An 11,271-nucleotide genomic window follows, 5' to 3' on the forward strand; every position below is an offset into this window, starting at 1 on the left:
GACTACGGGTTCGCTGCGACTACTCCCCGGTCTGCAGCTTGGCCAGCCGGTTCTCGAACATGCGCACGACCTCGTCGCGGGCCTGGGTGGCGCGCTCGTAGGCGAGGTAGTCGCCGATCTGCTCGGCGGACTTGCCGCGCATCCTGGCCCGCAGCGAGGCCACGGTCAGCTCGGAGTAGCCGGGCAGCGGCTCGGCCAGGTCGTCCGGGACGGCCTTGGGCTCGGCCACCGGGGCGGCCGGCTCGGTGACGGCCTCCGCGGCGGCCTTGAGCACGCCGTCCTGGGGCGCGGCGGCGGCCGCGGGCTCCTCGGTGACCTCGGTGACGGCGGCGGGCTCGGCGGCGGCCTTGGCGGCCTTCGTCGCCTTCGCGGGCTTGGCGGCCGTGGTGGTCGCGGCGGCCTTCGCGCTCTTGGCGGTCTTCGTGGCCTTCGCGGGCTTGGCGGTCTTCGCGGCGGCCTTGGTCTCGGCGGCGGGCTCGGCCGCGGGCGCGACCTCAGCCACGGCAGGTTCGACCTCTGCGGCCGGCTTGGTCTCGACGGCCTTGGACTTGGCGGCCTTGGTCTCGGCGGCGGGCTCGGCCTCCGTCGGCGCCTCGGTCTTGACCTCGGCCTTGGCGGGCGCGTCGGCCTGCGCCGGGGCCTCCGTCTTGGCGGTGGCTTCCGGCTCGGGCGCGGTCGTCGCCTTCGGCTCGGGCTTGGGCTCGGTCTTCGGCTCGGTCTCCGGCTTGGCGGCGGTCTTGCCCGCGGGGGCGAAGATGACCGGGTCCGGCTTGCTCTTGGCCGATCCGTTGGGCGCGGCCTCCGGACGCGGCGTGAAGATCACCGGCTCCTTGCGCGCCGGCTTCTCCTGCTCGGCCGGGGGAGCGGCCACCTGCGCGGCGGCGGAGGGACGGGACTCCTGCTCCTCCTCCTGCTCCTCCTTCGTGCCGAGCCCCTTGATGGAGTTCTTCACCCGGTCCACCACCAGCAGCGCCTGCCCGGCCGCGCTGAGCGTGGTCTGGACGACGAGCAGCGGCAGATCCTTGGCCTTCTCCTTGAGTTCGTCCTTGTTGGTAACGGTTCTGGCGATGTTGCGTATCACGTCGCTGAGGGACATGACGTCTCCCTGGGAGGTCTGTATTGGACGGCCAGTCTGGCAAACGGCGGGCGACCACGCACGCGCAGCCCTGATGGCCGCTCCACGTAGCATAAGAAGTATGGAGCCCCAGACCCCCACTTCCCGCCGAGTACTCGTAGCCAAGCCGCGCGGCTACTGTGCCGGAGTCGATCGAGCCGTGGTAGCGGTCGAGAAGGCTTTGGAGCAGTACGGCGCGCCGGTCTACGTCCGCAAGCAGATCGTGCACAACACCCACGTCGTCAGGACGCTGGAGGCCAGGGGCGCCATCTTCGTCGAGGAGACCGAGGAGGTGCCCGAGGGCGAGATCGTGGTGTTCTCGGCCCACGGCGTCTCGCCGGCCGTGCACGAGGAGGCCAGGCAGCGGGGCCTGCGCACCATCGACGCCACCTGCCCGCTGGTCACCAAGGTGCACAACGAGGCCAAGCGGTTCGCCGCCCAGGACTACGACATCCTGCTCATCGGGCACGAAGGCCACGAAGAGGTCGAGGGCACCTCGGGCGAGGCCCCCGACCACATCCAGCTCGTCGACGGCCTCGACTCGGTGGAGAAGGTCCAGGTGAAGGACCCCGACAAGCTCGTGTGGCTGTCGCAGACCACCCTGTCGGTCGACGAGACCACCGAGACGGTCGCCCGCCTCAAGGAGCGCTTCCCCACCCTGCTCGACCCGCCGAGCGACGACATCTGCTACGCCACCCAGAACCGGCAGGTCGCGGTGAAGGAGATCGCCGCCGAGGCCCAGCTCGTGATCGTGGTGGGGTCGGAGAACTCGTCCAACTCCAAGCGCCTGGTCGAGGTGGCCAAGGACTACGGCGCCGAGGCCGCGTACCTGGTGGACAACGCCGGCTTCATCCAGGACGAATGGCTCGACGGCGTCACCACGGTCGGCGTGACCAGCGGCGCGTCGGTGCCGGAGGAACTGGTCGACGAGGTGCTCGCGCGGCTGGCCGGCCACGGCTTCGGCGACGTGCGCGAGGTCGAGTCGGTGCAGGAGAGCATGCGCTTCGCGCTCCCGCACGAGCTGCGCAAGGACCTTCGCGTCGGCTAGTCGTCGCCGCGCGGGGTGCCGTAGACCTTGGGCTCGAAGTAGCCTTCCGGCTCGGGCACGAACGGCTGGCGCGGGCGCGGCATCTCCGCGCCCGCCTTCAGCTCCTCGCGCAGCTCCCGCACGTTGTCGCGCAGGCCGCGCCGCCAGGCGACGGCCAGCACGACCGCCGAGCCGGCGAACAGCCAGGGGGCGCCGCGCGTCAGCGAGCCGTACAGGCCGAGGGCCAGCGACTGCATGATCGACACCGAGCCGAACGCGCGCCCGAGCTCGACGAAGAGCGTCGCGCAGAAGAACACCAGCGGCGGCGTGACCACCAGCGACAGCAGCTCGCGCTTGTTGACCAGCAGCACGCCGAGCAGGCTCGACGCCACGAACGCGGCCCCCACCAGGTAGGACAGGCCGAGCACCGCGGTCAGGACATAGCCCGCCAGGGTGGCGACCAAGGTGAGCGCGATGGCGCCGCGAGCGGTCAGCCTGACGCCAGAACGCCTGCCCTTCTCTGCCACTGTCCCACCCCCGTTTACGGCGACCCGCCTGCCAACTTACCGTTCGAGTGCGAAATCAGAGACGTGGTTTCGAGCAGTTCGGGCGAGGCCAGGGGTCTCGGCAGCCCTTCGAGCATGTCCGGGGCGTCCAGGTCGCCGTCCACGACGCCCAGATCGTTAAGTTTGCGTGCGGTGACCAGGACGCGGCTTTCGAGCGAACCGACCGACTTGTTGTACGCCTCCACCGCCCGCGTCAGCGCCTTGCCCAGCGACTCCACGTTCCTGCCGAGGGACGACAGCCGCTCGTACAGCTCCTTGCCCAGCTCGAACACCGCCCGCGCGTTCTCGCTCAGCGCGGCCTGCTGCCAGGCGTAGTGGGCGGTGCGCAGCATCGTGATCAGCGTCGTCGGGGTGGCGATGTGCACCCGCCGCGCCATGGCGTACTCCAGCAGCGAGGGGTCGCGTTCGAGCGCGGGCGCGAGGAACGCCTCGCCCGGGATGAACAGCACCACGAACTCCGGCGAGGGGTTGAACCCCTGCCAGTACGCCTTGGCCGCCAGCCGGTCGACGTGCTCGCGCACGTGCCTGGCGTGCGCGTCGAGCCGGACGGTGGCCAGCGACTCGTCGCCCGCCTCGGCCGCCTCCAGGTAGGCCGCGAGCGACACCTTGGAGTCGACCACGATGTTCTTGCCGCCGGCCAGCCTGATCACCATGTCGGGACGCATCGCGCCCTCGACGACCTGCTCCTCGAAGTCGCAGTGGCGCTGCATCCCGGCGATCTCGGCCACCCGGCGCAGCTGCAGCTCGCCCCACCGTCCGCGCGCCTCGGGCCGTTGCAGGGCCCTGACCAGCGCGGTCGTCTGCGAGCGCAGCTGCTCGTTGCTCTGCTGCACGAACTCCATCTGCTTGGCCAGCTCCGCCCGCGCCGCCCGCTGCCCGGCCTCGGTGTCGCGAAGTTGCGACTCGACCCGCGCGAGCGCGTCCTTCAGCGGCTCGACCAGGTGCTCGACGGCCTGCCTGCGCTGGTCGAGATCGCCGGCGGCCTCGGCGCGGCTGGCCGACAGCCGGGTCTCGGCCAGTTCGAGGAAACGCACGTTGTTGACGTCGAGGGCGCGCGTGGACAGGGCCTGGAACCGTTCGGCGAGCTGTTCCTCGACGTAGACCAGCTTCTCGGCGGCCGACCTGGCCCGCGCGTCGGCCTCGGCCACCCGCACCGCCGCGCGGGTCCTGGCGACCAGGAAACCGACGAGGAGTCCGAGGGCGAGTCCGATGAGCAGCGAGACGACATCCACTCCAACGATGATTGCAGCACATCGCGTCTGGATCTTCCCGACACGCTTGCGGAATCCGCTTGTGCGCCGACTGATCCGTCACGCACAGTATTGGGATGGCTACCGGTACGAGGCTCGCCGTCGCCGTGTCCGCGGTGTCGGTCGCCCTGATCGCCCTGGCCGGAGCCGTGATCACCGGTCCCGGGGCCGAGGTGCCGGCGGCCACCCGCCCGACCCTGCGCTGGACGCCCGGCGCCTGCGTCACCGACCGCTACGCGCTGATCCCCTGCAACGGCGGCGACTTCGAGGTGCTGGCCATCGCCCACGACCCGCCGAGGCCCGCCGACTGCCCCGACGACACCGACGACGTGCTGCGCATCGGCCTGGGCCGCACCGCCTGCGTACGGACCTTCCTGGGACCGCACGCCGGCGTGCCCGGCGGTGGCGGCGGCGTGCTCAGGCCCGGCGACTGCGTGGCCCTCGACGGCCGGGAACGCCCGTGCACGGGCACCGGCTGGTACGGCAGATCCATCGCGATCGCCTCGACCGCCGGCGAATGCCCCTCGGCCACCCTCGACACGCTCGAAAGCGGAGCGGAGGTCGTCTGCCTCGGGCCCGGCGGTCAGGTGCTCGCCGCGGGCGCGTGCGTGGCCAGACCGGCCGCCGACGTCGTCGCCAGATCGGCCGTGACCAGGGCCGCCTGCGACTCGTCCGCGGCCTGGGCCCGCGTCGTCTCCTTCGAGACCACGCCCGCGGCCTGCCCGGCGGGCGTCCAGCGATACCTGCGCGCGGCGCCCGGGACCTACCGTCCGGTGACCTGCCTGCACCTGCTCAGCAAGTAAACTCGCTGTCCGTGAGCCTTTCCATCGGCATCGTCGGCCTGCCCAACGTCGGTAAGTCCACGCTCTTCAACGCGCTGACCAAGACCGGCAACGCACTCGCCGCGAACTACCCGTTCGCCACCATCGAGCCCAACGTGGGGATCGTGGGCGTGCCCGACGACCGCCTGCCCAAGCTGGCCGAGATCTTCGGCTCGGCCCGCATCCTGCCCGCCAAGGTGGAGTTCGTCGACATCGCGGGCCTGGTCAAGGGCGCCTCGGAGGGGCAGGGCAGGGGCAACCAGTTCCTCGCCAACATCCGCGACACCGACGCGATCTGCCAGGTCATCCGCGTCTTCGGCGACCCCGACGTCACGCACGTCGACGGTGAGATCTCCCCCAAGCGGGACATCGAGACCATCAACACCGAGCTGATCATGGCCGACCTGCAGACGGTCGAGAAGGCCGTGCCGCGCCTGCAGAAGGAGGCGCGCAACAACAAGGACAAGAAGGCCGCGCTGGAGGCCGCCGAGGCCGCGCTGGCCGTCCTGGAGACCGGCAAGACCATCTTCGAGAGCGGCCTCGACCGGGAGGAGCTGCGCGAGCTCCACCTGCTCACCGCCAAGCCCTTCCTCTACGTCTTCAACCTCGACGCCGACGAGCTGACCGACACCGCGCTCAAGGAGCAGCTGTCGGCCCTCGTCGCGCCCGCCGAGGCCGTCTTCCTCGACGCCAAGATCGAGTCCGAGCTGGTCGAGCTCGACGAGGAGGAGGCCCTGGAGCTGCTCCAGTCGGTCGGCCAGGAGGAGTCGGGCCTGCGTCAGCTCGCCCGGGTCGGCTTCGAGACGCTGGGCCTGCAGACCTACCTGACCGCCGGTCCGAAGGAGACCAGGGCCTGGACGATCCGCAAGGGCGCCACGGCGCCCGAGGCGGCCGGCGTGATCCACACCGACTTCCAGCGCGGCTTCATCAAGGCCGAGGTGGTCTCCTTCGACGACCTGGTCGAAGTGGGCTCCATCGCCAGCGCCCGGTCCGCGGGCAAGGCCCGCATCGAGGGCAAGGACTACGTCATGCGCGACGGCGACGTGGTGGAGTTCCGCTTCAACGTCTGATCCGCCGGCCCGCGCTATCCGAGCAGCCCGCCGAGCAGGGCCGCGGGGCCGCCGCTGAGCGGGCCGCCACCGCTGAGCGGGCCCCCGCCGCCCTTGACGGCGGGCTTCTTGTCGAAGTGGATCATCTCGTTCGCGTACGTGCCGCCCTGGCACACGGCCTTGCCGCGGCCGACGGGGGCGACCTTGCCGCCCGCCTCGGTGCACTCGCTGTCGGTGACCCAGGAGGGCGCGGCGGTGGCCGGGGAGGGCGCGCAGAGGGCGAACGCGGCGAGCGCGGCGGCGGGCAGGAGGGCGGCGGCGAGGCGACGCATCACATCAGTCCAATCACGGTGGGCTAACTTTCGCTACGCTAGGTTACCGGCGGATCGCCGTCGAAAGCCCATCGTCCGGATGACGAACGCGCAGGCCGTTCCGGGATTATGTGATTCCGGGACAACTGACGCGTCAACCACTTTGGGTCCCTACGCGTCGAATCGTCACGGCGTTCACGCTGACTCGGGAGGCCCTCATGATCCGACGCATCATCCGGAAACGACGTCCGGCGCCCACCCTCGCGGGCATCAGCCTGGAGGAGGAGCTGGCCCTGATCAGGGTCGAGCTCATGTACGGGCTGCGCGTCAACCGTGAGGCGTACCTGCGCAGGAAGGTCGACGAGCGCAACGAGCTGGCCAGCCGCATGCGTGAGCGGGACGCCGCCTCGATGCTCGCCGACCTGCGGGGGTCGCTGGAGCGCGCGGTGTCGCCCACGGTCGTCGACCTGCACAGCCGCCGCCGGGCACGCGCGAGCCAGGACCCCGAGCCCGCCTGAGCCGAGGCTGTCCTACCCCCAGAAGTGGTGCGTAACACCCTCTGTCCTCCTCTCATGCCAAATGCGCAGGTCGTGAGCATCTATGCCTGTTTTGGACAGGAATCCATGTCTGCCGCGCTAGGCGGAAATGGGCGTCTGGCCTGGTCAAATGGTGATTCCGCCAGTAAGTGACGGGAAGCGGCGCTGACGTCTGCCATACGGATCCGGTTTGCCGTCAGGGCCGTCATGCCTGCAGCATGGGCGTGGCTTTCCTGGAAGAATGGCGGGACCGGATAGGGTGACTACTTCACCGCGGATGATGGGGATCGGCAACGGACGACACCGCGCCAACCGGGGGGATCGGCGCGAGCGGAGGCGTGATGGCTCGTAGGTCTACCGTCCAGCACGATCCTCGGATCGCTGGCGAGCCCGAGCTTTCCGCGCGCCCAGACATGGCTGACTTCGACGCGCCGCCCTCGCGCAGGCCGCGTCGCGGCGGCTGGTCCGGTGGCGGCGGACGGTGGCTGGTCTGGGCCGGCCGCATCATTCTCTGGGCGCTTATTGTGGTTATCGTGGTGAATGGGATTCGTGCCCCATTTGAGCGGTTTACCCAGCAAGAGCCCACGACGACGAATGGCGCCGCCGTGGCGCACAAGGGATTCCCCGCCGACCAGGGCATGGCTTTCGCCGCCCAGTTCGCGGGGGTCTATCTGAATTTCAGCCCGGAAGACGCGGCCAGCCGGACCAGGAAGCTCGCCGCGTTCCTGGCCGAGGGCATGGACGCGCAGATGTGGTGGGACGGCTTCGGCAAGATGGCCGCCGTCGCGATCCAGCCGTACGACATCGAGGCGACCGACGCCCAGAACGCCGTGGTGAGCGTGGCCTTCCAGTCCGGGCCGCGCCGGCTCATGCTGTCGGTCCCGATCTACTACTCCGGCGACGACAACGGCAGGCGGTTCGTCGTCGCGGGCCGTCCGGCGATCCTTCCCGCGCCGGCCCCCGCCGACCTGCCGCAGCTGGCCAAGCCGGAGACCGACGACGCGGCGGCGGCCGAGCTCAAGCCGCAACTGGAGGGCTTCTTCAAGGACTACGCCTCCGGCGACACCGCCGGGTTGCAGCGCTACGTGGCCGCCGGGAAGAACCTGCCGAGCTTCGGCAGCGCCTTCACCTTCGCGGAGCTGAAGGACATCGTGGTGCCTGTGGGGGGTGCCACCCGAGAGATCCAGGCGGTCGTGGTGTGGATCGTGCCCAACGGCGACGCTCCGGCCACGCCGAGCGCCACCGACCCGGCCGCCGTCGGCGGGCGGCTGGAGCAGGCCTACCGCCTCACCGTGGAGAAGCAGGGCGACAAGTGGTACGTCGCCGACATCCGCGGCGCTGGTCGGGCCGTTGGATAGACGCACGACCGCGCTGTTGTTCGGTACCCCCCGGGAGGACAAGAAGTGACGTTGAAGACCGTAGTGCTCACCTTGATCGAAATGTCGCCGTCGCCGTCGCCGACCGGCATTGACACCGGAGGGCTCGCCAACTTCCTGCGTGCCTTCTTTGCCCCGTTGTTCCTGGTAGTCGTCTCCGTGGTCGCGCTCTTCTTCCTCTTCACCCGCGAGATCACGCGTTTCGTCCAGTTCCTCATCCTGGCTGTGGCCATCGGAGTGATCTTCTACGTTCCCAACATCATCGAGGTGACGGCGAAGGCGATCGCGGGCGCTCTCGGCATCAAGTAAAGGGTTGAGACCGCTCCAGGGCGGTCATGTACGAGCGGGTGGAGAGGAGGACTGCGTGGACCTGCCCACGTATACGAACATCTGGCGCATCGAGAAGCGGCTCTACAAGCTCTACGACCTTCGCCTCCCGATGCCGCTCCCCATCGTCTGGATCGGCGTGTTCGTCGGGGTGTTCGTGCCGTGGTCGCTCCTGCTGATCCTGGTGGGCGTGCCGGTGGCCATGCCGTGGCACGTGTTGTTCCTGGTCCCGCCGGGGATCGTGACGTGGTTGTCCACGCGTCCCGTCATCGAGGGGAAGCGGCTCACCGAGCTTCTGGAGTCCCAGCTGCGCTACCTGGGCCAGCCCAAGGCCTGGTACCGGCTCGCCCCCACCTCCGAGCCCGAGGCGGTCACGTTCTCGGGGCGCATCTGGCGTACCACTCCGGTCCGGGTCAAGGCCAAGGCGGCGCGCAAGTCCCGCCAGCCGCAGCGCAAGCGTGAGGGGCAGCGGATCACCGGTCCGCGCCAGGTCCGTCCGGCCGTGGCCGCCGCGGCGGCGGCCGCCCAGCAGGCGCCGGTGGCGGAGGCGCGTACCGGGTGGGGGTCGCGGACCAGGCGGGGCACGGCGCCCGCGCTGGCGCCGCAGGCCCGCCGTACCGCCCCCGCGTTCGGCCGGGACGTGCCGATGGTCCTGGTCCCGGGAGATGAGAACGGACCGGCGCTGCCGCCGGTCGAGCACGACGTCGCCGCCGGAGAGCTGGCCAGCCGCGAGCTCACCGGCGGCGCCCTTCCGGCCCGTCCCCGCCGCGCCGCCCCCGACCACCGCCCCGAACGCGACGCGCCCGGCCACGAGGCCGCCGTTCCCGAGGCCGCCGTTCCGGAGGAGCGAGCTGCCTCGGAGGAGGCGCACCCGAGCGAGCGCCGTAGCTCCACGAGCAGGGCGTCGGGAGAGCGTACGGACTCCGGCAGGGCGGTGGCTGAGCGTGCGGACTCCGGCACGGTGTCGGGTGGGCGTGCGGACGCCGATGCGGGCGAGGTGCAGAGTGGCCGTGGGGCGGTCGTGCCGAGCCGGTCGGCGGAGGGGCTCAAGCCCGTGGCCGGCAAGCCGATCGACACCGAGGCGCTGCGCCGGCTGCGCCGGCTCGCCGCCACCGCCGACGCGCCCGGTGAGGCGGCGCGCGTGGAAGGCGAGCGCGGCGCCACAGAGCGCCGCGACGACGTCACCGGACGTCGTGAGAGCACCGGCGAGCGTCGCCAGGGCGTCACCGGACGTCCCGAAGGCGCGGGCCGCGAGGACGACACCACGATCGCCCGCGACCAGCACAGGAAGGGGCAGCCGCCGCGGGTCGCGCCCGGGACGGTGATCCTGGGCGCGCAGCGTTCCTGGCCCCCGGTCGACCCCGACGCCAAGCCCTTCTCCGGCCCGTCCCTCCGCCTTGAGGACCAGATCCCCACCTCCCAGCCCCCCACCGACACCTCACCCCCGGCCGAACCCGGCCACGGGGGCGAAGCCGGGCATGCGGGCGAGGGCGCGCACGCGGGAGAAAGCGTGCATCTGGAAGAAAGCGCGCACGTAGGAGAAAGCGTGCATCCGGCCGCGGGGAGGCCGACCGGGGCAGGTGTCCCGACGGCCGAGGCCGAGGCCGAGCCGGCAGGCGAAGGCGTTCCCGTCGAGGAGACCGCTCCCGACGCCGAACGGCCCTTCGAAACCGCACATGAGGCCACCACCGCAGCCTCCGCCGAAGTCCCCGCCGAAGTCACCGCCGAAGTCACCGCCAAAGTCCCCGCCGAAGTCCCCGCCGAGGATGAGGATGCCGCCACCGAGCAGAGGGCGGCTGCCGTGGAGGTTTCCGGTGACGCGCGGCGGCGGCCCGCCGGCGGCAGGCCAGGGGACAGGGGCGGTGGGTTCGTGGCGCCCGTGCCGGTGCCCAGGCCCGGTGAAGGCGGCAGGCCCGCCGAAGGGCGGGTGCGCAGGGTCGAGTCCGTGGTGGGCCGGGACTCCGGCGGATGGCGCCGGATCGCCCAGGTCGTGGTGGGCGGCGGCGGCGTACGCACCGACGGGTCCGAGATAGACGAGGCCAGGGCCAGGGCCGTGTTCGGCGGCAGCCGGCGCATCGTGGTGCTCGGCTGCACCGGCGGCGCGGGCCAGTCCACGACGGCGCTCATGCTCGGCCACACCTTCGCCACCTACCGCGACGACCGGATCGTCGCCGTCGACGCCAACACCGGCGGCACCACGCTGACCAGCAGGATCGAGCCCGAGACGCCGGAGACCCTCACGTCGCTGCTGTCCGGCCTCGACCAGGTCAGCGGCTACCTGACGATGCGGGGCTTCACCACCCGCACCTCCTCCGGCCTTGAGGTGATCTCGGCCGACACCGACGCGGGCGCCGAGCAGCGGCTCGCCGACCGCAGCTTCTTCTCCGACCACCGCCTGGGCGAGTCGATGCGCCTGCTCGACCGCCACTACAAGCTGTCGGTCATCGACCCGGCCGCCGCGCTCGCGGCCCGCATCCTGCCGTACGCCGACCAGCTCGTCCTGGTGGTCCCGGCGAGCGAGGAGGCGGCCGAGGCGGTGGCGATGACGTACGAATGGCTCGACGGGCACGGCTGCGGCGAGCTGCGCAGGCGCGCGGTGATGGTCGTCAACGGCGTGAGCAGGCGGTCGATGGCCGACGTCGAGCAGGCGGAGGCGGTGGCCAGAGGCAGATGCCGGGCCATCGTCAGGGTCCCGTGGGAGGACGGACTGGCGCCCGGCGGCGCGGAGATCGTCGACCCCGGTCAGTTGCGCGCGGCCGGACGGCGGGCCTACCTCGCCCTCGCCGGCGTCGTGGTTGCAGGCTTCGCGGTACAGGCACACGGACAGGCCGTCCGACCGAGCGAAGAGGAGTTGGCGAGTGACCCCCCGGGCACGAGAATCGGTGAGCGTTAAG

Annotated in this window: 11 protein-coding genes; 7 read left to right on the plus strand and 4 right to left on the minus strand. The window is 71.2% G+C overall.

The window, feature by feature from the left end:
* Positions 1–19 precede the first annotated feature (19 nt).
* Positions 20–1,096 (minus strand): hypothetical protein, encoded by a 1,077-nt coding sequence (locus tag AB0J71_RS15365; RefSeq protein ID WP_364414587.1) that lies wholly within the window; start codon positions 1,094–1,096, stop codon positions 20–22.
* A 100-nt stretch (positions 1,097–1,196) separates the two neighbouring features.
* On the opposite strand from AB0J71_RS15365, the gene AB0J71_RS15370 reads away from it, so the two are divergent.
* Positions 1,197–2,162 carry a 4-hydroxy-3-methylbut-2-enyl diphosphate reductase gene (locus AB0J71_RS15370; RefSeq protein ID WP_352325453.1) on the plus strand — a complete coding sequence of 322 codons (966 nt, stop codon included), beginning with the start codon at positions 1,197–1,199 and terminating at the stop codon, positions 2,160–2,162.
* Here the strand turns inward: AB0J71_RS15370 and AB0J71_RS15375 are convergent.
* Both AB0J71_RS15375 and AB0J71_RS15380 read right to left on the minus strand, forming a co-directional pair.
* Positions 2,159–2,668, minus strand: coding sequence for a DUF6542 domain-containing protein (locus tag AB0J71_RS15375; protein ID WP_352325454.1), 510 nt, complete (start codon positions 2,666–2,668; stop codon positions 2,159–2,161). The genes AB0J71_RS15370 and AB0J71_RS15375 overlap by 4 nt on opposite strands.
* Positions 2,669–2,682: 14 nt before the next feature.
* Positions 2,683–3,948: a DNA recombination protein RmuC gene (locus tag AB0J71_RS15380; RefSeq protein ID WP_352325462.1), complete on the minus strand. Its 1,266-nt coding sequence runs from the start codon at positions 3,946–3,948 to the stop codon at positions 2,683–2,685.
* A gap of 86 nt (positions 3,949–4,034) precedes the next feature.
* Here AB0J71_RS15380 and AB0J71_RS15385 point away from each other — a divergent pair, with 86 nt between their 5' ends.
* Positions 4,035–4,760, plus strand: a complete 726-nt coding sequence (locus AB0J71_RS15385) for a hypothetical protein (RefSeq protein ID WP_364414589.1) — start codon at positions 4,035–4,037, stop codon at positions 4,758–4,760.
* Between the two features lie 11 nt (positions 4,761–4,771).
* Positions 4,772–5,848, plus strand: coding sequence for a redox-regulated ATPase YchF (gene ychF, locus AB0J71_RS15390; protein ID WP_352325457.1), 1,077 nt, complete (start codon positions 4,772–4,774; stop codon positions 5,846–5,848).
* 14 nt (positions 5,849–5,862) lie between these two features.
* Here the strand turns inward: ychF and AB0J71_RS15395 are convergent, their stop codons facing one another.
* Complete coding sequence (locus AB0J71_RS15395) at positions 5,863–6,159, minus strand: hypothetical protein (protein WP_352325458.1); 297 nt, start codon at positions 6,157–6,159, stop codon at positions 5,863–5,865.
* A 197-nt stretch (positions 6,160–6,356) separates the two neighbouring features.
* Here AB0J71_RS15395 and AB0J71_RS15400 point away from each other — a divergent pair, with 197 nt between their 5' ends.
* From AB0J71_RS15400 to AB0J71_RS15415, 4 genes are all read left to right on the plus strand, one after another.
* Complete coding sequence (locus AB0J71_RS15400) at positions 6,357–6,656, plus strand: hypothetical protein (protein ID WP_352325459.1); 300 nt, start codon at positions 6,357–6,359, stop codon at positions 6,654–6,656.
* 623 nt (positions 6,657–7,279) lie between these two features.
* A complete protein-coding gene (locus tag AB0J71_RS15405) occupies positions 7,280–8,032 on the plus strand; it encodes a conjugal transfer protein (RefSeq protein WP_352325460.1) in 753 nt (250 codons plus the stop codon).
* Positions 8,033–8,113: 81 nt separating this feature from the next.
* The gene (locus tag AB0J71_RS15410) at positions 8,114–8,359 is read left to right on the plus strand and encodes a hypothetical protein (RefSeq protein ID WP_352325464.1); all 246 of its coding nucleotides are present in this window, start codon (positions 8,114–8,116) and stop codon (positions 8,357–8,359) included.
* Between the two features lie 55 nt (positions 8,360–8,414).
* Positions 8,415–11,270, plus strand: a complete 2,856-nt coding sequence (locus AB0J71_RS15415) for a TcpE family conjugal transfer membrane protein (RefSeq protein ID WP_364414591.1) — start codon at positions 8,415–8,417, stop codon at positions 11,268–11,270.
* Position 11,271 lies beyond the last annotated feature (1 nt).

The sequence above is a fragment of the Nonomuraea sp. NPDC049637 genome (genome assembly GCF_040675235.1).
Classification (GTDB): domain Bacteria; phylum Actinomycetota; class Actinomycetes; order Streptosporangiales; family Streptosporangiaceae; genus Nonomuraea.